The 20874-nt window shown below is 69.5% G+C and carries 21 protein-coding genes; 3 read left to right on the plus strand and 18 right to left on the minus strand.

The window, feature by feature from the left end:
* Positions 1-54: 54 nt before the first annotated feature.
* Positions 55-1566 (minus strand): lysine--tRNA ligase, encoded by a 1512-nt coding sequence (lysS, locus tag H4W30_RS18755; RefSeq protein ID WP_192743951.1) that lies wholly within the window; start codon positions 1564-1566, stop codon positions 55-57.
* 96 nt (positions 1567-1662) lie between these two features.
* Between lysS and H4W30_RS18760 the strand changes: the two genes are divergently transcribed.
* Positions 1663-2436 carry a class I SAM-dependent methyltransferase gene (locus H4W30_RS18760; protein ID WP_192743952.1) on the plus strand — a complete coding sequence of 258 codons (774 nt, stop codon included), beginning with the start codon at positions 1663-1665 and terminating at the stop codon, positions 2434-2436.
* Positions 2433-3194 carry a class I SAM-dependent methyltransferase gene (locus tag H4W30_RS18765; RefSeq protein ID WP_192743953.1) on the plus strand — a complete coding sequence of 254 codons (762 nt, stop codon included), beginning with the start codon at positions 2433-2435 and terminating at the stop codon, positions 3192-3194. Before H4W30_RS18760 ends, H4W30_RS18765 begins: the two co-directional genes overlap by 4 nt.
* 76 nt (positions 3195-3270) lie before the next feature.
* On the opposite strand, the gene H4W30_RS18770 is transcribed toward H4W30_RS18765, so the two are convergent.
* The 7 genes from H4W30_RS18770 to H4W30_RS18800 all read right to left on the minus strand — a co-directional run bounded on the left by H4W30_RS18770 (position 3271) and on the right by H4W30_RS18800 (position 10248).
* The gene (locus tag H4W30_RS18770; protein ID WP_192743954.1) at positions 3271-4059 is read right to left on the minus strand and encodes a type III pantothenate kinase; all 789 of its coding nucleotides are present in this window, start codon (positions 4057-4059) and stop codon (positions 3271-3273) included.
* A 4-nt stretch (positions 4060-4063) separates the two neighbouring features.
* A complete protein-coding gene (gene panD / locus H4W30_RS18775; RefSeq protein ID WP_126730155.1) occupies positions 4064-4558 on the minus strand; it encodes an aspartate 1-decarboxylase in 495 nt (164 codons plus the stop codon).
* A 12-nt stretch (positions 4559-4570) separates the two neighbouring features.
* The gene (gene panC / locus H4W30_RS18780; RefSeq protein ID WP_192743955.1) at positions 4571-5479 is read right to left on the minus strand and encodes a pantoate--beta-alanine ligase; all 909 of its coding nucleotides are present in this window, start codon (positions 5477-5479) and stop codon (positions 4571-4573) included.
* Positions 5476-6402, minus strand: coding sequence for a Rossmann-like and DUF2520 domain-containing protein (locus tag H4W30_RS18785; protein WP_378234887.1), 927 nt, complete (start codon positions 6400-6402; stop codon positions 5476-5478). Before H4W30_RS18785 ends, panC begins: the two co-directional genes overlap by 4 nt.
* Positions 6403-6536: 134 nt before the next feature.
* Entirely contained in the window at positions 6537-7706 is a 1170-nt protein-coding gene (locus H4W30_RS18790; protein ID WP_192743957.1) for a PrsW family intramembrane metalloprotease, read from the minus strand.
* 28 nt (positions 7707-7734) lie between these two features.
* Complete coding sequence (locus tag H4W30_RS18795; protein ID WP_192743958.1) at positions 7735-9717, minus strand: DUF6779 domain-containing protein; 1983 nt, start codon at positions 9715-9717, stop codon at positions 7735-7737.
* A 69-nt stretch (positions 9718-9786) separates the two neighbouring features.
* On the minus strand, positions 9787-10248 hold the full coding sequence (locus H4W30_RS18800) for a DUF3180 domain-containing protein (protein WP_126730147.1): 462 nt from the start codon (positions 10246-10248) through the stop codon (positions 9787-9789).
* Between the two features lie 60 nt (positions 10249-10308).
* Here H4W30_RS18800 and H4W30_RS18805 point away from each other — a divergent pair, with 60 nt between their 5' ends.
* The gene (locus H4W30_RS18805) at positions 10309-11250 is read left to right on the plus strand and encodes a MerR family transcriptional regulator (protein ID WP_192743959.1); all 942 of its coding nucleotides are present in this window, start codon (positions 10309-10311) and stop codon (positions 11248-11250) included.
* Between the two features lie 216 nt (positions 11251-11466).
* Here H4W30_RS18805 and folK read toward each other — a convergent pair whose 3' ends face one another.
* The 10 genes from folK to hpt all read right to left on the minus strand — a co-directional run bounded on the left by folK (position 11467) and on the right by hpt (position 20868).
* Complete coding sequence (gene folK / locus H4W30_RS18810) at positions 11467-11955, minus strand: 2-amino-4-hydroxy-6-hydroxymethyldihydropteridine diphosphokinase (protein ID WP_016337774.1); 489 nt, start codon at positions 11953-11955, stop codon at positions 11467-11469.
* Entirely contained in the window at positions 11952-12311 is a 360-nt protein-coding gene (gene folB, locus H4W30_RS18815; protein WP_125694967.1) for a dihydroneopterin aldolase, read from the minus strand. Before folB ends, folK begins: the two co-directional genes overlap by 4 nt.
* Positions 12304-13146 (minus strand): dihydropteroate synthase, encoded by an 843-nt coding sequence (gene folP, locus H4W30_RS18820; RefSeq protein ID WP_192743960.1) that lies wholly within the window; start codon positions 13144-13146, stop codon positions 12304-12306. Before folP ends, folB begins: the two co-directional genes overlap by 8 nt.
* Complete coding sequence (gene folE / locus H4W30_RS18825) at positions 13143-13757, minus strand: GTP cyclohydrolase I FolE (protein WP_192743961.1); 615 nt, start codon at positions 13755-13757, stop codon at positions 13143-13145. The genes folP and folE overlap by 4 nt, the downstream gene beginning before the upstream one ends.
* Positions 13726-16143 (minus strand): ATP-dependent zinc metalloprotease FtsH, encoded by a 2418-nt coding sequence (gene ftsH, locus H4W30_RS18830; RefSeq protein WP_126730140.1) that lies wholly within the window; start codon positions 16141-16143, stop codon positions 13726-13728. Before ftsH ends, folE begins: the two co-directional genes overlap by 32 nt.
* A gap of 189 nt (positions 16144-16332) precedes the next feature.
* A complete protein-coding gene (locus H4W30_RS18835; RefSeq protein WP_192743962.1) occupies positions 16333-17166 on the minus strand; it encodes an ESX secretion-associated protein EspG in 834 nt (277 codons plus the stop codon).
* A gap of 214 nt (positions 17167-17380) precedes the next feature.
* Positions 17381-18175, minus strand: a complete 795-nt coding sequence (locus H4W30_RS18840) for an ESX secretion-associated protein EspG (protein WP_192744156.1) — start codon at positions 18173-18175, stop codon at positions 17381-17383.
* A gap of 240 nt (positions 18176-18415) precedes the next feature.
* On the minus strand, positions 18416-19780 hold the full coding sequence (locus tag H4W30_RS18845; RefSeq protein WP_192743963.1) for a WXG100 family type VII secretion target: 1365 nt from the start codon (positions 19778-19780) through the stop codon (positions 18416-18418).
* A 17-nt stretch (positions 19781-19797) separates the two neighbouring features.
* On the minus strand, positions 19798-20160 hold the full coding sequence (locus tag H4W30_RS18850; protein ID WP_125683481.1) for a hypothetical protein: 363 nt from the start codon (positions 20158-20160) through the stop codon (positions 19798-19800).
* A 144-nt stretch (positions 20161-20304) separates the two neighbouring features.
* A complete protein-coding gene (gene hpt / locus H4W30_RS18855; RefSeq protein WP_093933323.1) occupies positions 20305-20868 on the minus strand; it encodes a hypoxanthine phosphoribosyltransferase in 564 nt (187 codons plus the stop codon).
* Positions 20869-20874 lie beyond the last annotated feature (6 nt).

The raw sequence follows: 20874 nt of genomic DNA on the forward strand, positions 1-20874 counted from the left end.
CATAACGCAAATCTTGTTTACGAGAACGATCGAGGTATCTGTCACGCGGACGGGTTATTCGGGTCGGACGAGCGGGAACAGGATGGTCTCCCGGATACCAAGGCCGGTCAGCGCCATCAGCAACCGGTCGATCCCCATTCCGACACCACCGCTCGGCGGCATTCCGTACTCCAGCGCGCGGAGGAAATCCTCATCCAGGTTCATGGCCTCACTATCGCCCTGCGCACCCAGCCGAGCCTGTTCCACCAGCCGCTGACGCTCCACCACGGGATCGACCAGCTCGGAGTATCCGGTGGCCAGTTCGAATCCGCGCACGTACAGATCCCACTTCTCGGCGACCCCCGGCTTGCTGCGATGTTGCCTGGTCAGCGGGGATGTCTCGACCGGAAAATCACGGACAAAAGTAGGTTCGTGGAGATGATCGCCGACGAGATGTTCCCAAAGTTCTTCGACGAGTTTGCCGTGGCCTAACTTGGGGTCGAGCTCCAGCTCTCGCGCTTGCGCATAGGAACGCAGCTTGTCCGCCGATGTCTCGGGAGTGACCTCTTCCGACAACGCCTCGGACAACGACTCGTACATTCCGAGTGTGGTCCACTCGCCGGACAGGTCGTACTCCGAACCGTCGGCGAGAGTGACCACCTGAGTACCGAGAACGTTCTGCGCCGCCTCCTGGATGAGCTGCCGCGTCATCACCGCGTTGGAGTCATAGGTCGCATACGCTTCGTAGTACTCGAGCATGGCGAACTCGGGCGAGTGCGAGGAGTCGCTGCCCTCGTTCCGGAAGTTCCGGTTGATCTCGAAGACCTTCTCGATACCGCCGACCACACAACGCTTGAGGTACAGCTCCGGCGCGATCCTCAAGTAGAGGTCGAGGTCGAAGGCATTCGAATGCGTGACGAATGGCCTTGCCGCCGCGCCGCCGTGCAGCGTTTGCAGCATCGGGGTCTCGACCTCGAGGAATCCCCGGCCGTGAAACGAGTCACGCAGGGAACGCAGCACACCGGCGCGGGTGCGGACCACGTCCCGCGCCTTGGGACGCACGATCAGATCGACATAACGCTGCCGGATCCGCGTTTCCTCGGCGAGGTCTTTGTGCGCCACGGGCAACGGGCGCAATGCTTTCGACGTGATCCGCCACGAGGTGGCCATCACGGAAAGCTCACCGCGCTTCGAGGTGATCACCTCGCCCTCGACGAATACGTGATCACCGAGATCGACATCGGACTTCCAGGCCGCGAGAGCGTCTTCGCCCACCTTCGCCAGGCTGAGCATCGCCTGCAACTCGGTCCCGTCGCCTTCACGGAGACTCGCGAAACACAGTTTGCCGGTATTGCGCATGTACATGACCCGGCCGGTGATACCGACGATCTCGCCGGTGGCCGTGTCGGCGGGAAGACCGGAATGCTTCGCGCGGACTTCGGCCAGTGAGTGCGTCCGGGGCACCTCTACCGGATACGGATCGATACCCTCCGCGATTATCCGGTCGCGCTTGTCCCGGCGCACCCGCATCTGTTCCGGCAGGTCTTCGTCGGGGCTCACGCCCTCGGATGCGGGGATTTCAGTCATGGCGCACAGCGTACGAACCCGCCGCTTCCCTACGCCAACCGGATTACCTTTTCCGGGTCCGGACCGGCCGGTTTTCTGTCCATTAACCTTGAGAACGTGAACTCATCCGGTCCCGGCATCGAACCCGAACTGCACGCCCGCCGCGCCGCCTCGTTCGGCGCGACAGCGGCCGCCTATGCCGCGCATCGGCCGGACTACCCGGAAAAGGCACTGGCCTGGGGGCTGGCCGGCGCCCGGCACGCGCCGGAACGGGTACTGGACCTCGCGGCAGGCACCGGCAAGGTCAGCGAGGGGCTGCTCGCGCTGGGTGTCGAGGTCACCGCGGTGGAGCCGGACGAGAAGATGCTCGCGGAACTGAAGAAGGCATTCCCCGCCGTGACCCCGCTCATCGGGACGGCCGAGGAGATCCCGCTGCCCGACGGCTCCGTGGACGCCGTGGTCGTCGGCCAGGCCGTCCACTGGTTCGACCTCGACCGGGCCTATCCGGAGATGGCCAGGGTGCTGAAACCCGGAGGCGTCGTCGCCGCGCTGTGGAATCACGACGACGAGTCGTCCGGCTGGCTGACCGAGTTGAACGCCCTGATCAAGACCTCGGCGAGCAGGCGCTGGCTGAGCGACTACGAATCGTTGCCGGAACACGAGGCCTTCGAGCCGTTCGAGAAGAAGACGTTCGGCCACAAACAGCCGAGGACCGCGGAGACCCTGGTGGCGACTCTCGCCACCCATTCGCACATGCTGGTGGCCCCGGCCGAGGAACGCGAAGCCAAACTTCACACGGCACGGGAATTCCTCGACCGGAATCCGGAAACCGCCTCGGGGGAATTCGACCTGCCGATCACCACCACCGTCTTCCGGGCGGGTAAGCGATGACCGACTGGAAGGCGACGTTCACCGCGACGTTCGGCGCTCCCGCGTCGGCGGTGTCCGCGCGGATCTGGGCCGAGGTGTACGGCGACGAGTACCCCGCCGAGCTGGACACCTACAGCTTCGTGACCCGCACCGACCTGCGCCGCATCGCGGCCGAAGCGCGGCTCGAACCGGGCGGGCGGCTGGCCGACATCGGCTGCGGGCGCGGCGGTCCCGGGCTGTGGGTCGCCGCGCGCACGTACGCGACACTCACCGGCATCGACATCGCGGAGACGGCGCTGGCGTCGGCGCGGCGGCGCGCGGAGGCGATGGACGTCGAAGCGACCGAGTTCCGCGTCGGCGATTTTCAGGACACCGGCCTGGACGACGCGTCGTTCGAGGCGGTGATGAGCGTCGACGCGCTGCTGTTCGCGCCCGACAAACGGCGAGCCTGCGCGGAGTTCGCGCGGATCCTCGTGCCCGGCGGACGTCTGCTCGTCACGACCTGGGACTTCGACGGGCAGCCGGTGAACCGGCCGCCCCAGGTGGCCGACCACCGGCCGCTGCTGGAAGCGGCGGGATTCGACGTCCTCTCCTACGAGGAGACGCCGGACTGGCGGGCGCGGCAGCGGCGGACCGTGGAGCTCTCGCTCGCGCGGGTCGAGGAATTGGCCGAGGAATCGGGGCAGGATCCGGCGCAGCTGCGGGCGAGCCTCGAACAGACGTTGCGGAACCAGGATCTGATGACGCGACGGGTGCTCATGATCGCTTCCCGTCGGTGACGGAAGGCGCCACTCGCGTGATCAGACGGCGAACTCGCGTGATTGAAGGCGTAACTCGCGTGATTGGAGGCGTAATTCACGCGCGGGCCGAGGCGTGGTTGCGCTCGTAGACCAGCCGGAGGCCCAGGAGCGTCAGATCCGGGACGTGTTCGGTGATCGTCTCGGACTCCTCCAGCACCAGGGGCGCGAGGCCGCCCGTCGCGATCACCGCGACCGGCTCCGCCCCGCCGGGCGAAAGCTCACGCTTGATCCGCTTCACCAGGCCGTCGACCTGGCCGGCGAAACCGTAGAGGATGCCGGATTGCAGGCATTCCACGGTGTTCTTCCCGATCACCGACCGCGGCGGCACCAGCTCCACCTTGCGCAGCGCCGCGGCCCGCGCGGCCAGCGCGTCGACCGAGATCTCGATACCGGGCGCGAACGCGCCGCCGAGGAACTCGCCCTTGGCGGAGATGGCGTCCACATTGGTCGAAGTCCCGAAATCCACCACCACACAAGCGGTGTCCGGATGCAGATGGTGCGCGGCGAGGGTGTTCACCAGCCTGTCCGCGCCCACCTCCTTGGGGTTGTCGACCAGGAGCGGCACGCCGGTGCGCACCCCCGGCTCGACGACGATCTTCGGCACTTTGGCGTAGTACCGCGAAAGCATGACGCGCAGCTCCCGCAGCACCGCGGGAACCGTGGACAACGCGCTGATCCCGGTGATCGAGTCCGCGTGCGAGCCGAGGAGCCCGCGCATGGTCAGCGCGAGCTCGTCGGCGGTCATACGCGCGTCGGTGCGCATGCGCCAGTCGCCGATCAGCTCGTTTCCCGAGTACAGCCCGAGAACGATATTGGTGTTGCCGACGTCGACCGTGAGCAGCAAGGGCTCAGCTTTCGGCGTGCAGCAGCGCGTCGAGACGGCGGGCGTCGGCGGTTTCGGCGACCGGGAAGGTCATCGTGTCGTCGTCGGCCAGCGTCACGGTGCCGCTCAGCAGACCCGAACCCTCCGGCGCGTGCCCGGGGTCGGCGCCCTTCTCGACGATCCGGTTGTCCGCGTCGACGAAGACGACCCGCGGCCGGAACGCGGCCGCCTCGGCGTTCTCCATCTGCGCGTACGAAATCAGGATCACCAGATCACCCGGGTGCACCAGATGCGCGGCGGCGCCGTTGATACCGAGCACCCCGCTGCCGCGTTCGCCCGCGATCACGTACGTTTCGAGCCGCGCGCCGTTGGTGACGTCCACAATGGACACCTGTTCGCCCGGCAGCAGATCCGCCGCGTCCATCAGGTCCTCGTCGACGGTCACCGAGCCGACGTAGTGGAGGTCGGCCTGGGTGACCGTCGCCCGGTGGATCTTCGATTTGAGCATCGTGCGGTACATCGTGGACTCTCCCTATTCCCCTGCGTCCAGCGCGGTTTCCGGATGATCCACGGCCGCGCCGAGCATCACTCCGACGTTGTCGATCAGCCGGGTACTCCCCACCCTGGCCGCGATCAGCAACCGCGCTTCACCGTCCACGGGCGCGGGCCCGAGGTCGGTTCCCCTCAATTCCAGATAGTCGACCTCGACCGCGGGCCGCGCGGCGAGGGTCTGCCTGGCGGTCGCCAGCACGGCTTCCGCGCCGTCGCGTCCGACGAAGGCACCCGCGGTGAGCGCCGCCGACAACACGATCGCGTCCTCGCGCTGTTTCGGGGTCAGATAGACGTTGCGCGAGGACAACGCCAGCCCGTCGCGTTCCCGTACCGTCGGCACCCCGATGACGCGGGTGTCGAAGTTCAGGTCACGCACCATCTTCTTGATCAGCACAAGCTGCTGGTAGTCCTTCTCCCCGAAGAAGGCGTAGTCCGGCCGCACGATGTTGAACAGTTTCGCCACCACGGTCAGCACGCCGGCGAAATGACCCGGCCGCGCCGCGCCTTCCAGCTCGTCGCCGAGCGCGCCGGGATGCACCGTGACGGTGGCCCCCTCGGGATACAGATCCGACGCCTTGGGCAGGAAGCCCAGCTCGACACCGTCCTCCTTCAGCACCTCGAGGTCCTTGTCCAGCGGACGCGGGTACGCCTCGAAGTCCTCGCCCTCCCCGAACTGCAGGGGGTTCACGAAGATCGACGTCGCGACCACCGTGTTCGGCAGCCGCTTCGCCCGGCGGATCAGCTCGCGGTGCCCCGCGTGCAGGGCGCCCATCGTGGGCACGAGCGCGACCTTGCGGCCGACGCCGTGCAGGGCACGCGTCACCTGGCTGACCTGCTCGGGCGGCTGGAAGGTGTGCAGCGTGCCTCGGGCGAATTTCGGTGTGGTCACTGGTTTTGCTGCCCTTCGGCGGGATCTGCGGGATCACTCAGGAGTTCGGTGAGCTCGGCGGCGGCCGACGCGTCCAGGAGCCCGGCGGCGTCGCCGCGCGCCAGCGTGCGCTTGGCCAGCGCGCGGTAGCTCGGGGCGACGTCGGGGCCACGTTCGGCCAGCACCGCGAGATGCTTACGCACGGTGCCGAGATCACCACGGGCCACCGGCCCGGTCAGCGCCCGGTCCCCGTGTCGGAGAACATTATCCAACGCCGCCGACAACAACGGAGCCACCAGGCGTTCTGGCTGGGCGATTCCCGCCTCCCGCAACAGTTCCCCGCAGTCGGCGACCAGTGTCATCAGGTGGTTCGCGCCGTGTGCCAACGCCGCGTGATAGAGCGCTCGCGCCTCGTCAGGGACCCGGACGGGCTCCGCGCCCATCTCCACGGTCAGCGCCTCGCCGACGTTCCACGCCGCTTCGTCACCCTCTGTCGCGGTGACGCCGACGCTGCAGGTGGTCAGCCTGTCGAGGTCTTCGGCGCGGCCGGTGAAGGTCATCACGGGGTGCAGGGCCAGTGGCAGCGCGCCTGCCTCGGCGGCGGGCGCGAGGACGTCGATTCCGTGCGCGCCGGAGGTGTGCACGACGATCTGCCCCGGCCGCAGCGATCCGGTGGCGACGAATCCGCGCACCATCCCGGCGAGCGCGTCGTCCGGCAGGGCCAGCAGGACCAGGTCGGCGCGGCGGGCGACCTCGTCGGGCGGCAGGAGGGGCACGTCGGGGAGCAGCTGCTCCGCCCGGCGCACCGAAGCGTTGGACAGGCCCGAAGCGGCGACAACCGTGTGCCCGGCCCTGGTGAGCGCGGCGCCGACGACACTGCCGACGCGCCCCGCGGAAACGACGCCGACGGCCAGGCGAGCGGGCCTCATCATGGCGTGCGCCAGTGGACGCTCATGGTCGAAACTCCTCAACTCGTTCCAGTCCCGCTCTGCGGTCGCGGGTACCAGACGACGGCGCGAGGGTAACCCTCCGGCACGGGTCTGAACCGGCCCCCGTGACCAGCTTCACCTGACAGTGGTCATCCGCGCGGCGCGCCGTCGGCCAGCCGCACGGCCTCGGCCCGCGACGTCTTGAGCACCTGGAGCAGCTCACGTTGCCGCTGTTTCGCGTCGTCGGTGAGCTTGCGGCCGCGCCGCAGGAACGCGAGCTCGGTCACGCTGGCCTGGTAGCGGCCGACGGCCTTCGCCGCCTCCCGCCCCGACTGCTTCCGCGCCTGTTTCCGCCACGACCGCCGCCCGGAGAGACTGGCCAGCAGCGCGACCTCGGAGGGGGCGATCCAGCGCGCGTCGACCATCATGGGCAGCGCCGCCGCGACGATCCGCTGCTCACGCCGCCGCTGCATGACCACCACCGAGAAGACCCCGATGAACAGCGGCACCATGATCAGGAAGTAGACGTTCAGGAAGGTCTTCGCGCCACCGAGCAGCGCGGCACCGTTCCACAGCGCGTGCAGCAGCACCGCGACGACGTAACCGCCGATGGGCGCCAGGATCCGCAGAGAGCGCACCTTGCTGCTCGCGGCGATGCCGAGCCCGATCCCGGTCATGACGGCGAACAGCGGATGGGTGAACGGCGAGAGCACGCCGCGGAGGAAGAACGCCGCGAGCACACCGGCGCTCGTGCCGTCCCCGAAGCCGTGCTCGGCGAAGGCGCGGCCGAAGTAATAGATGTTCTCGGTGAAGGCGAAACCCGCCGCGGTGAACCCGGCGTAGACGATGCCGTCCACGACGCCGTCGAACTCGATCGGGCGGCGCCACCACAGCAGCAGGATGAAAGCGGCCTTCGCGGCCTCCTCGACCAGCGGGGCGGAGACCAGGCCGCTGATCTTGCTGCCCACGCCGGTGCCGAGCAGCAGTTCACCGACGGCCTCGGCGCCGCTGTTGAGCAGCAACGCGATGATCGTCGCGACGCACGCACCCCAGACGAAGGACAGCAGCAGGAGCTTCGGCGGTTCGGGCTCCCAGCGGTCGACCCACAGGAACGCGGTGACCACCACGGCGACCGGGACGAGCGCCGCGAGCACACCGATCCCCACCGCGAGCGGGCCGACCTTTTCGGTCACCGTGCCGAAGACGAACAACCCGCACAGCGCGACGGCGATCAGCCCGAGCACCGGCAGCAGCACGGTGATCGACCGGGACCGGCGGGTCCGGTCGGGGCCGGGCGCCAGGGAGGAAGGCTCGCTCACAGCGGGTCACCCTACCGTCGGTACGGGGTCAGTCTTCGGCACGCCGCCTGCGCCGCGGAGTGGACTCGTTCGCGCCGTTGGCGGCGAGCAGATCCATCACCGACCGGCCGGACGCGTGGGAGCCCGCCTCGGAAGTCTCCGGACGGCTGTGCGAAGAGCCGTTGCGTGACGGCGTCTCGTCGTCCGGCTTCGCCCGCCTGCCGCCGTGACGGCCACCCGAGGACTCGGTGCTCTGCCAAGCCGGGGGCTCCCCGTCCGGGCGACGGCGACGGCCGCCACCGGTGGGCTCGGGAACGTTCGGGGCCGGCGTGAGCGAGACCGACGAATCTTCCGCCGCGCGGCGACGACGTCCACCGCCGCCGTTCTGCGACAAGCGGATCTCCTCGGGCAACGTCGGATTGACCGCGGGCGGCTCCTCGACGGGCGGCGAGCTGTGCCGCGACGGCGCCTCGGCCGCCGGACGGCGCACCGGTTCGGGCTCCGGCTTCCGCACGGGCTCGGCCCGGCGAGGCGGCTCGGACACGGCCGGGATCGACGGCGGGGTCGGCGGCTCCGGCTCACGACGAGGCTCGGGGCGCGGCTCCGGCCGGGGCAGGGACGCCGAGGGCTGCGGCTGCTGGGGCTTGGGACGCAGCCGGTCCTGGAAGTCGTCCTTCCTGGGGAACGCCGCGCTCAGGTCGGAGACCGGGCGCTCCTGCGTCCACGACGGCTTCCACTCGCCGGTGGCCTCCATCGGCTCCGGCGTGGCGGGCTTGTTCGCGGGCGGCGGCGTGCCACCGGCCGGACGGGACCGCTCGACCGGCTTCATCCCAGGGCGGGTCAGGCCGAGCTCGCGGTTCGGCCGGGGGCGATCGGGCTCGACCTTCTTGACCGGCTTCGCGGGCGCGGGCGGCTTCACCGGCGGCGTCTGCTTCCGGGTCTCCTCCTCGGGCCGCGGCGCGGGAGGACGCTGCACGGTGCCGGCGTCGAGCCGCTGCTGCAGCGACGGCTGCTGCTGCGGGCGGCGAGGCGGTTCGTTGCGCTGGGGCTGGCGGGCGACGGTGGGCATCGAGGGCTGCGAGACCTCGGCGCGCGACACACCCGGCATGGACGGGCGGGACACCTCGGCCGGGGTCACCGGCGGCGGGGTCTTGCGCTGGGCGTCGACCCTGGGCATCGGACGGGAGACCTCGGCGGGCGACATCCCGGGGTTCGACAGCTCCATCCGCTCGCGGCGGGCGGCTTCGGCGGCGAGCGCCTCGGCGGCCTTGGAGGCGCGGGCGTCCGCCTTGCGCATACTGCGGCGAGTCGATTCGTCGACCGGTTTCGGCCGCTGGACCTGATTGCTCTGGCCGTAGCCGCCTGCGCCGTTGACCTGACCGTTCGCCGGTTTGCGGCGGGCCGCGGGCGGCGCCGGAGCCCGCATGGCGGCGGGTTCGAGGACGCGGTCGATCATCTCGGTCGGGCGCTCGCGCTCACGGTCGTCGACGTCGATCGTGGTGTTCTTGGCCGCCATGAGCTGGGGTTTGCCGTTGCCGTTCTCGGATCCCGCGCTCATCAGCTGCTTGTTGTCGAGGGACCGCATCCGGGTGGCCTGCGCGGTGAGCGCGACGCGTTCGAGGAGGACCTCGCCGCCGAAGAGCGACTGGAGACTTTCACGCAGAGCGCTCACCTCGGCTCTGAGCGCTTCGAGCTCTTCCTGGGAGCGGCTCTCGGCGGCCTGCCGGGTCTCCGCCTCCATCTCCAGCTCGAACTCGCGGCGGGCGGCGATCTCGCGTTCCAGCTCCAGCTCGTAGACGGCCTGCGCCTCGGCGACGGCGTCCTCGCTCTGCGAAACGTGCTTGCGGTAGCGGACCGCGAGGAACGCACCGATCAAGGCGGCCCACAGCGCCGCGACGATCCCCAGACGCAAGTAGCGGAGGTCGTCGGAAAGCACCAATGCGAGAGTCGCGCCGACGGCGAGAACCAAGCCGACGACAAGCCACGGCCTACCCGCAAGGCGGCCGCGCGAGTCGTCACCCACCCCGGTCATGCCCAACACCGTACCTTCTAGTAATCCGAACGAGACCTAGTCGGTACTTCGAGCGGTGGCTCCCGAGCGTTAACCGGTCGGCTCGGGATCGGTGTCCCGATCACCGCCCTCGGGAGTCCGGCAGCAGTGTTCGAGCCATAAAGCCGCAGCTACCAGCGCCGCCGAGCTGACGATCCCGACCGTGGCCGAGCGGAGATCACCGCTCGCCGCGAGGAGTTCGTCACGTCGCGGAAAAAGATACGCGAAAGCCGCGAGCCAGACGCCCGTCATCGCGGATCCGGCGAGCGAAGAGGCCTTGGCGAGGGCCACCGATCGAGCGACGGAGATCGCGGAAAGCACGCGGCCCTCCTTGATCCGCGACCGGATGATGAAGGCGAGCACGAACTCGCAGAGCGCGAGGACGAGCAGCGTGATTCCGGCGAAGAGCGGAAGCGCGGGGATGGATCCGTAGGCGACCTGGAAGAGCAGATAGGCCAGGACCAATCCCAGGAGGCCGGCCACCGCCAGCTCACGTGGCCGGGTGAAGTGCATGGTCCAACGCTACCTGGCAGGCTTGACTCTCCACCAACTGGAGAGTCGACGATGAGGCATATGGGCACCGCAGCGGTTTTCACCATCGGGGAGCTGGCCAAACGGACCGGCCTGCCGGTGAAGACCATCCGCTTCTACTCCGACGAGGGGCTCTTGCCCCCGACCGACCGCACCGATTCGGGCTACCGGCTCTACGACGCCACCGCGATGGCGCGTCTGGAGCTGGTCCGGACGCTGCGGGAACTCGGGCTCGGCCTCGCCGACGTCGAGCGGGCGCTGACCAGGGAAGCGACCATCGGGGACCTCGCGGTCCAGCACGTCGCCGCCCTGGACGAGCAGATCCGGCGGCTGGAGCTGCGCCGCGCGGTCCTGCGAGCGGTGGCCAAACGGGACTCACCACTGGAGGAGGTCGAACTGATGAACAAACTCGCGTCGATGTCGGACGAAGACCGCAAACGCTTGCTCGACGAGTTCTGGGCGGACATGGTCGAAGGGCTCGATCTGGACCCGGAGTTCTACGAGCGGATGCGCTCGGCGAAACCGGAGCTGCCCGACGACCCGACGCCCGAGCAGCTGGAGGCCTGGATCGAGTTCGCCGAACTCGTGCAGGACGACGAGTTCCGCGCGTCCATCCGCCGGATGAGCGAGTGGCACTCGCAGCTGCGGAAGCAGGACGGAGCGGACTTCGGCGCGAAGCAGCAGGAGCTGTGGATGGCGTGGAGCGCTCGGGCGACCGAAGCGCTCGAAGCCGGTCTCGCGCCGGACTCGCCCGAAGGCCGGGAACTGGCGGAGACGATCTTCACGCAGTCTTCGCGCAACGGCCGCGACCCGGGCGACCCGGCCTGGCGGAAGCGGCTGACCGACGGGATGGCGATCAGCTCCGACCCGCGGGCCGAGCGATACTGGCTGCTGCTGGGGAAGATCAACGGCTGGCCGTCGTTCCCCTCGCAGATGCCGCAGGCGGAGTGGATCATCGCCGCCCTGCGCTCCGCGCTGAAGTAGCGCAATCAGTCCTCTGGATGCGGTGGTTCGTGCCGCGAACTACCGCATCCAGAGGACGAAATGCGGAGACAGGCGGAGACCGTGTGGACTTCTGGTCGTCCAACGCACCAAAATCCACACAGTCCCGCACCCCCGGCCCGGTCGCGACCGAGAGATGACCGCGAGAGGCGCGTTTCGTCCTCTGGATGCGGTGGTTCGTATCGCCAACTACCGCATTCAGAGGACGAAATGCGTGAGGCGGACGGAGTCGCGGTCCGAGGCGGGGCGGGCGGCGAGGAGGTCGGCGACGGGACCGTGGCCGGGAAGCACCGCGTCGGGCTCGATCTCCAACCAGGGGATCAGCACGCTCGCGCGCTCCGGCGTGCCGGGATGCGGAAGCAGCAACTGGGGGTCGTCGGAGCGCACCCCGTCCACGGTCACTATGTCGACATCCAGTGTGCGCGGACCCCACCGGAGTTCGCGCACGCGCTCCGCCGCCTGCTCGGCGGCCTGCCCGGTGCGCAGCCAGTCCCAGTGATCACGCGCCGGGTCGTCGACCAGGACGACGGCGTTGAGGAAGTCCGGCTGGTCCTCGACGCCCCAAGCCTTGGTCTCGTAGACCGACGACACCGCGACGACCGCGGGCCGGACCGCGTCGACGGCGGACCGGAGGTACGCGAGACGGTCCCCCAGGTTGGAGCCGAGCGAGAGCAGCGCGCGGCTCATCGTTCGCGTCGCACCGTGACGGCGACGTCGTCGAAGTTCAGCGGGATCGGTGCGGACGGCTTGTGCACCGTCACCTCGACGGCGGACAGCCGCTCGTCGCGCAGCACCTCGTCGGCGATCTTCCCGGCGACACTCTCGATCAGGTCGTACGGCTCGCCCGCCACGATCCCGGCGGCGAGTTCCGCCAGTTCGCCGTAGTGCAGCGTCTTGGTCAGGTCGTCGGACGCGGCGGCCGGGCCGAGGTCCAGCCACACCACGATGTCGACGACGAACTCCTGCCCGTCCCGCTTCTCGTGGTCGAAGACCCCGTGCCTGCCGAAGACCCTCAATCCGGTCAACGTGATCCGGTCAGACAACGGGACTCCCCTTCCGCCAAGCCGCCGCGACGGTCACGGCGTCGATGCTCGCGCCGACCTCGTGCACCCGCACTCCCCAGGCGCCGGCCGCCGCGGCGAGCGCGGACACGGCGGCGGTCGCGTTCTCGCGGCCGTCCGGCGGAGCGGGCTTTCCGTCCTTTCCGGACAAAAGGCGCCCGAGGAACCGTTTGCGCGACGCGCCGACGAGAACCGGGAAACCCAGTGACAGAAAGGAATCCAGGCCGTTCAACAACGCCCAGTCGTGCTCCGCGTTCTTCGCGAACCCAAGCCCGGGGTCGAGCACGATCGCATCAGCGTCGACACCGGCGGCGAGCGCTTCGTCCACTCGGGACAGCAGCTCGGCGCGCACGTCCGCGACGACGTCCTCATAGGACGCGAGTGCGTTCATGTCCTTGCTGTGCCCGCGCCAGTGCATCAGTACATAAGGGACACCCGTCTCGGCGGCGACCTTCGCCATGTTCGGATCGGCCAGCCCGCCGGAGACGTCGTTGATGACGGACGCGCCCGCTTCGACCGCGGCGAGGGCGACCTCGGCGCGTGTCGTGTCCACGGACATCGCGACCCCGTCGGCGGCGAGCGCGCGGATCACCGGCATGATCCGGGAAATCTCGGTCCCGGCGTCCACCCGGGACGCTCCCGGCCGCGTCGACTCCCCGCCGACGTCGATCAGATCAGCGCCGCGCGCCCACATCTCGTGCGCGTGTTCCAGCGCCTGCTCGACGCCGAGGTAGCGGCCACCGTCCGAAAAGGAATCGGGGGTGACGTTCAGGATGCCCATCACCGCGCACCGGCCGGGCCGGGGAAGGGCGGTCATCGACGGCCCTTGATCAGGTCCAGCGCCTCCGCCCGCGAGGACGCCGAAGTCTGCAGCAGACCGCGCACGGCGGACGTCGTCGTCCTGGCGCCGGGTTTGCGGATGCCGCGCATGGCCATGCAGAGATGCTCGGCCTCGACCACGACGATCGCGCCGCGGGGCTCGAGTTTGCGCATGATCGCGTCGGCGACCTGGGAGGTCAGGCGCTCCTGGACCTGGGGGCGCTTGGCGTAGAGGTCGACGAGGCGGGCCAGTTTGGACAGGCCGGTGACCTTGCCGTGGCCGTTCGGGATGTAGCCGACATGGGCGACACCGTGGAAGGGCACCAAATGATGTTCACAGGTGCTGAACATCGGAATGTCCGTCACGAGCACGAGTTCTTCGTGTGCCTCGTCGAACGTGCGGTCCAGGACGTGGTCCGGTTCGGTGTAGAGACCGGCGAACATTTCCCGGTAAGCGCGAGCGACCCGGGCCGGGGTCTCCAAGAGACCGTCCCGGTCCGGGTCCTCACCACAGGCGAGCAGGAGTTCGCGTACGGCTTTCTCGGCCCGGTCCTGGTCGAAGACCGGGCTTACGCCGTTACCGCTTGGTGTCGTCCTGTCCGTCGTCACGCCGTTGCTGTCCTTCGTCCTGCTGACCGCCGGGCTGGTCAGCGAACCAGCCGTCACGCGGGCGGTCTTCGGCGGGACGCCAGGGCTGGTTCGGCTGGCCGCCCGGCTGCGTGGCCGGGGTCCAGCCGGGAGGAGCCCCGTAGTTCGGCGGGCCGCCAACGGGCCCACCCTGGTAACCGCCTGCCGGACCACCCGGCTGCTGCCCACCATATGCCTGGGGCCAGTGACCGGTGCCGTTCGGCCCACCGTTGGGGCGACCACCGTTGGGGTAGGCGCCCGGCGGCGGCGGGGCGTACGGGTTCGCGTTCGGGTCCGGCGGCGGAGCGGGCTGCGCGTACGGCGGGCCGCCGGGAAGGTCGCCGCCGCCCTGCGCGGTGCCGACCGGGGTCGGCGCCGGCTGCAGCACCGGCTGCTCCTTCTTCTCCTCCGGCGGGGGCCACGGCTCGCCGCGTTCCATCGCCAGCTCGCCGGGGGTCTTGATCGGCGGCTTGTCGGACGGCTTGCGGTCGCCGAACTCGTTGAAGATGGTGATGTGCGGCCGCTTCTCGACGGTCGCGAAGATCCGCTCGAGGTCCTTGCGGGTCAGCGTCTCCTTTTCGAGGAGCTCGATGACCAGCTCGTCCAGCACGTCGCGGTAGGTGCTCAGCACGTGCCACGCCTCGGTGTGCGCGGTCTCGATGAGCTTGCGCACCTCCTCGTCGATCTCGTGCGCGACCTCGAGCGAGTAGTCCGCCTGGCGGCCCGCCGAGCGGCCGAGGAACGGGTCGCCCTGCTCCTGGCCGTACTTGACCGCGCCGAGCCGGGCGCTCATGCCGTATTCGGTGACCATCGCGCGGGCGATCTTGGTCGCCTGCTCGATGTCGGAGGAGGCACCGGTGGTGGGCTCGTGGAAGACGAGCTCCTCCGCCGTCCGGCCGCCCATCGCGAAGACCAGGCGCCCGATCATCTCCGAACGGGTCATCAACTCCTTGTCGTCCTCCGGGACGAGCAGGGCGTGACCGCCGGTGCGCCCGCGCGGCAGGATCGTCAGCTTGTAGACCGGTTCGATGTCCGGCATCGCCCACGCGGCGAGCGCGTGCCCGCCCTCGTGGTAGGCCGTGATCTTCTTCTCCTTCTCGGAGATGATCCGGCTCTTGCGGGCGGGGCCGCCGACGACGCGGTCGACCGACTCCTCCAGCGCGGCGTCGGTGATCACGTGCCCGTTCTGGCGGGCGGTGAGCAGCGCGGCCTCGTTGAGCACGTTCGCCAGGTCCGCGCCGGACATGCCGACGGTCCGCTTGGCGAGGCTGCTCAGGTCGGTGCCCTGCGCGATCGGCTTGCCCTTGGCGTGCACCTCGAGGATCGCCTTGCGGCCGCGCATGTCCGGCGCGGACACCGGGATCTGGCGGTCGAAGCGGCCGGGACGCAGGAGCGCCGGGTCGAGGATGTCGGGACGGTTGGTCGCGGCGATCAGGATGATGCCGCCGCGCGCGTCGAAGCCGTCCATCTCGACGAGGAGCTGGTTCAGCGTCTGCTCGCGTTCGTCGTGGCCGCCGCCGAGGCCGGCGCCGCGCTGGCGGCCGACCGCGTCGATCTCGTCGACGAAGATGATGCAGGGCGCGTTCTGCTTGGCCTGCTCGAACAGGTCGCGGACTCGCGAGGCGCCGACACCGACGAACATCTCGACGAAGTCGGAACCGGAGATCGTGTAGAACGGCACGCCCGCCTCGCCGGCGACGGCTCGCGCGAGCAGCGTCTTACCGGTACCGGGCGGCCCGTAGAGCAGGACGCCCTTGGGGATCTTCGCGCCGAGCGCCTGGTAGCGCGCCGGGTTCTGCAGGAAGTCCTTGATCTCGTACAGCTCTTCGACGGCCTCGTCGGCGCCCGCGACGTCCCCGAAGGTCGTCTTGGGCATGTCCTTGTTGAGCTGCTTGGCCTTCGACTTGCCGAAGTTGAGGACGCGGTTCCCGCCGCCCTGCGCGTTGTTCATCATCCACATCAGCAGGCCCAGCACCAGCGCCAGCGGGATGGCGAAGATCAGGATCTGGGTGAGGACGTTCTGCTGGGTGACCTTGGTGGTGAACTTGACCGGGTTGTCACCGCTCTTCAGGCCGATGAGCTGGCCGTAGATGGTGCCCGCGACGTTCGCCGGGTACTGCGCGATGATCTGGTCGACCTGCTGGCCGTCGACCTCGATCTTCTTGTTCAGGAGCAGCTTGATCTGCTGCTCCTTGTCCTCTTGCGAGGCTTCCTTGACGTTGTTCGCGGTGATCTGCTGGTTCGCGATCGAGATCGGCACCTGGGTGTAGCCACGATCACTGTCGAAGATCGTGTTGTATGCGAGAAACGCCAGTACCGCCGCGAGAATCCAGAGCACTGGGTTCCTGAGCACGCTCTTCCGGTTCATACGACTCGGCCCTGGTGGCCTCGACCCTTCCTGGTTGGGCGGCTCATGTGATACCCGCCATCACGATCTTGACGACCCATGGTGCTCCGACACCCGCCCCTCAGGATACCGCCCGCCTGGACGGATGAGGGTGGTGAGCCTCTCGGACGTAAACGGCGGACGTCGCGCGAGGGTTCCCGGAGCCGGACCCTAGCGTGTGTCGACCGCCACACCGGCGGCCATTTCGCCCAGCCGCGTCCGGAGCGTCTTGACGTCGGCGGGCGAGACGGTGACCCATTCGCGCCCGTCCGGACCGGCCTGTGACGTGCTGAGATAGCGCCCGCTGGCGGTGTCGAACCAGCCGAGCACGCGGGAGCGCTGCTTGGCGCCGACGTGGGACCGGCTGTTCGCTGCGAGCTGACCGCCGCGCAGCCTCGGCTGGCCGGTGAGCTTGCCGAACGCCTCACGCGGATCCGCGGTGATGCGCTCACTGAGCGAGACGCGCGGCTTGTCCTTGCGACGGCTCTTCGCCGCTTCGGGCTCCTCGGCCTGCTTCGTCGGGTTGATGGCGGCGCGGATCGGCTCGGTGCGGCGGGCGTCGTCGATCGGCAGCGTGACGGACGCCTCCGAGCCGCGCTGTCCTGGGGGCAGCAGGTCGACGACCGCCGTCGGGAGCCCGTCCGCCGGTGCTTCGCGCAGCCAGATCCCGGACTGGTCCTGGATCGCGATCACCGCGTCACGGCCGTCGGTGGCGCCGAGCACGGCGATCGTCGGGGCCTGGAATTCGGGGATGTGGAGCGCGTCGATGGTCAGCGAGCCGCGGGCGAGGAGGTACAGCCAGTCCTCGATCCGCCGCTCCAGCCTTCCCCGGCCGTCGCGGATCCCGCGGGCCTGGAGTTCGTTGTCGACGCGCTGGCGAAGCGCCCGGCGTTCGAGCTCGGTCGCTCCGTGCGACCGGACGCGCAGTGGGTATGGCAGGTCGCCGAGCTCGGCGGACTCCCAGAGGAAGTCGAACGCCATCGGCGTGAAGTGTTCCTGGTGCATTTGCTCCGTGCCCTCCCGGCACCTCGGCTTCTTGGGCCTCGGGACGCCCGGAGTTCACGATAGCGAAGGGGTACGACAGCCGGCGGCCGGATCGCGGATCATGCCCGGCGCCTGGCAGGACGCGTGTCGCGAAAGCCACTTTCGCGACGCCTGATGTCCCGAAAGTGGCTTTCGCGACACGGACCGGGGGCGAGCGGCGGAGGACTCTTTCGGCTCAGTGCGCGAGGGAGGCGTCGGAAGCGATCTTCCCCAGCAGCTCCGTGAGCCGCTGCCGCAGCGTCGCCGGGTCCGCGGGGGCGACGGTGATCCAGTCCCGCCCGTCGGAACCGCGGGTGGCCTGGGTGAAGTACCGGCCGGACTGCGTGTCGAACCAGCTCAGCACCGAAGACCGGCTCCGCGTGCCGTGTTTGCTGCGCGCGTTGGCGCCGAACTGGCCACCGCGAAGCCGCGGCTGCGCCTGAAGCCTCGACAGGGCCTTGCGGTCCTCGTCGGACGTCGCCGAGCCGTCGACCTGCGGCTGACGGCGCTGGAGGAAGTCCGCGCCCGAGGCGCCGACGAGCCCGTCCAGCGGGAGGGTGATCGACTTCTCCGTGCCCCGCGAACCCGGTGGCAGGAGGGAGACGATCGCGCTCGCGAGGCCGTCCGGGGCGATCGGGTGGAAGTGGAAACCGCGCGGGTCCTGCACCGTCAGCAGGCCCTGGCCGCCGAGCACCGACGCGACCGCGAGCAGCGGTTCGGTGTTGGGATTGTTGAGCTGGACGCAGTCCAGGCTCAGGTCCGGCCTCGCGAGGACGCCGAAGTAGTCCTCGATATGCGGCTCGGGGCGTCCGCGCTCGTCGGCGAGACGGCGCTGGTTCAGCGACTGGAGCGTCTGCGTCCGCAGAGCGCCGCGCTCGTCCATCGTCGCCCCGTGCGAGCGGAGCCGCAGCGGGTACGGCAGCTCACCGGCGTTCGCGCTCTCCCACAGGAAGTCCAGCTCGACCGGGGTGAGCAGGTCACCGTTCGCCATCATCCGCCCCTAGTGTCTGTTGGTGAACCCGCGTCCGCGATCGGCGTCGGCAGGACACTGCTTGGTCAGCTGTCTCGCGACCGCGTACAGGGTGTCCTGCCACCGCGATAGCGGGGCCTTCGGCCGGGCGGGTTCACGTGTGGTCGCCCTTCGGCATCCGACTTCGGCTCCGCCGACAGGCTCTCGCACAAGTCAGCGGGCGCGCGGCCGGATCGGCCGCGCGCCCGGTGGGAAACCGCTCTAGCGTTCGTCGTCCTCGGTCCACGCGCCGATGACCGGCGGCGGGGTCGCCTCGTTGGCGCCGAAGGCGTCGTCCGGGTCCGGCTCGATGAGGAACGACGCGTGCGTGTGCTCCTCTTCCTGCTCGGCCTGCGCGCCGTGAGCGCCCATGCCCATGCCTCCGCCCATACCGTGCATCGGCGGCGTGGCGCCTCCGATGGTGCCGCTGGAGGACACGATGCCCTGCTGCGGAACGGCCTGGGACGCGGCGCTCTGCGCGGGCCCGCCCTTCTCGGTCGCGGCGGCGTCGGTGCTGTCGGTGTCCTTGGCGCCGGACTTGTTGCCCTGGCCGAGCGCCTTGGCGCCCGCGTAGCCGAGGCCGCCACCGAGCGCGGCCGCGGTGAGGGCCTGGCCGAGCCCGTTGCCGCCGCTCGCCGGAGCGTGCGGGGTCATCGGGGCACCGGCGCCGGACGCGACGCCCGCACCCGGCGCGACACCGGCGGCCGGGCTCGCGGCGGGGCTGTAGCCGGCCTGCGAGAACACGCCCGAGTCCGGACCGACGTGGACCGGAGCCGCGCCGCTGCCCTGCGCGCCGTAGCCGTGCGTGCCGGCGAAGACGGGGGTGCCGGAGACGGCGCCGGAGTTGAGGCCCGCGCCGCCGATGTTGCCGACGCCGCTGAACCCGGCGCTGTTGTGCGTCGCGGTCGGCTTCATGCCGAGGGATTCGGGGCCGAAGCTCGGGGTCGAGCTGTCGACCTCGCTCATCTCCTTGGTGTAGGCCTCGAGGAACCTGGCCTGCTCCGCCCGCACTTCCTTGTCCTGGTCGGCGAGGGGCTTCTGGTCGGTGATCATGCCGATCGGGCCCGCCGCCAGCGCCTGGCCCATGGCCTTCTCGGGGCTGTAGTCGGTCGGCTTCGGCATGAGCTTGACCTTGGTGGCGGCGTCGGCCTGCTTCTGCAGCCTGTCCGACATCGTGTGCGCGGCCTCGGAGGCCTGCGAACCCGAGTTCGCGATGGCGACCAGCGAACCCTGCGCGGCCGCGGCGCCCTGCCCGATCCAGGCGGCGCCCAGTTCGGAGATCGCGTTGTAGAGGTCGTTCGACGCCTGGCTCAGCTTGGCGCCGTGCGAGCCCCACGACTGGCTGATCGCGGTCGCCGTGCTGGGGTCGTTGCCGATGTTGGCCTGGTTCCACAGGTCCTGGCTGCTCGGCGCGCTCTCCCAGTTCGGCGGGTTGGTGATGGCGCGGTCGGCGCCGATGTCGAACCCGTCGGAACGGCCGCGCGCGGACGACACGATGTTCGCGGCATCCGAATTGTCGCCGAGCTGCACCGGGGTGCCGCTGGTGTTGCTCTCGCCGTAAGAGTCGGCGCTGTGCTTCGGTGGCATGGCTTTCTGACTCCCCCTCAGACGTTACGGAACGGCTCGGCCGCGGCCTGGTCGATCTCGTGGTAGCGGGCCATCGCGGTCACGATGCCGGACTCGGCGGCCTCGTACTGCTGGAAAAGGTTCTGGAGCGCGGCCGCGTACGAGTCGCCGCCGCCGTCGGCACGGTTCGCCACCTTCGCGGCGATCGCGTTGCCGACCGGGTTGTTGCCCAGCTTCGGCGCCTGCCCGAGGTCGCCGGCCCGCTGCAGGAGGGCCTCGATGGCGTCCTTGCCGGTGCGGATCTTGTTCAGGACGGTCTGGGCCGCGTCAGGGTCGATCCCGACCTGACCCTGGGCCGCGGCGTTCTTGAACGCGTTCGCGTCCGCCAAGCTGTTCCCCATCTGAGCTCTCTCCGTTTCCCCCGGGCCAGGCCACGACGGCTGCGTGGCAAAGGTCTTCGCATAGGTTAACGCACTCGATCGCAGCCTATGACGCGTTCTCCGTGCTCAGGGTTCCGTATTCCCGCACACCCGGGCAAGCGGTTCTCAGGAGGTGTAGACGTGGGGATCCAAAGTTCCGATGTAGGGCAGGTCCCGGTAACGCTCCGCGTAGTCCAGGCCGTACCCGACTACGAATTCGTTGGGAATGTCGAACCCGATGTACTTGACCGGTACGTCGACCTTGACCGCCTCCGGCTTGCGCAGGAGCGAGACGACCTCGAGCGAAGCGGGGTTCCGGCTCGCGAGGTTCTTCAGCAGCCAGGACAGGGTCAGCCCGGAGTCGACGATGTCCTCGACGATGAGCACGTCGCGGCCGGCGATGTCGCGGTCGAGGTCCTTGAGGATCCGCACCACGCCGGACGACGACGTCGCCGAGCCGTAGGAGGAGACCGCCATGAACTCGAGCTGGGAGGGAAGGGGGAGCGCCCTGGCGAAGTCGGTCATGAACATCACCGCGCCCTTGAGCACGCCGACGAGCAGGAGGTCTCCCTGCCCGGAGCCGGGGCCGTCGGCCGGATAGTCCGCTGCGACCTTGGCCGCCAGTTCGGCGATCTTGTCGTTGATCTGCTGCTCGGTGACGAGCACGGAGGCGATCTCGCCTTCGTACACGGGACG

This window comes from Amycolatopsis roodepoortensis (genome assembly GCF_014873915.1).
Taxonomy (GTDB): domain Bacteria; phylum Actinomycetota; class Actinomycetes; order Mycobacteriales; family Pseudonocardiaceae; genus Amycolatopsis; species Amycolatopsis roodepoortensis.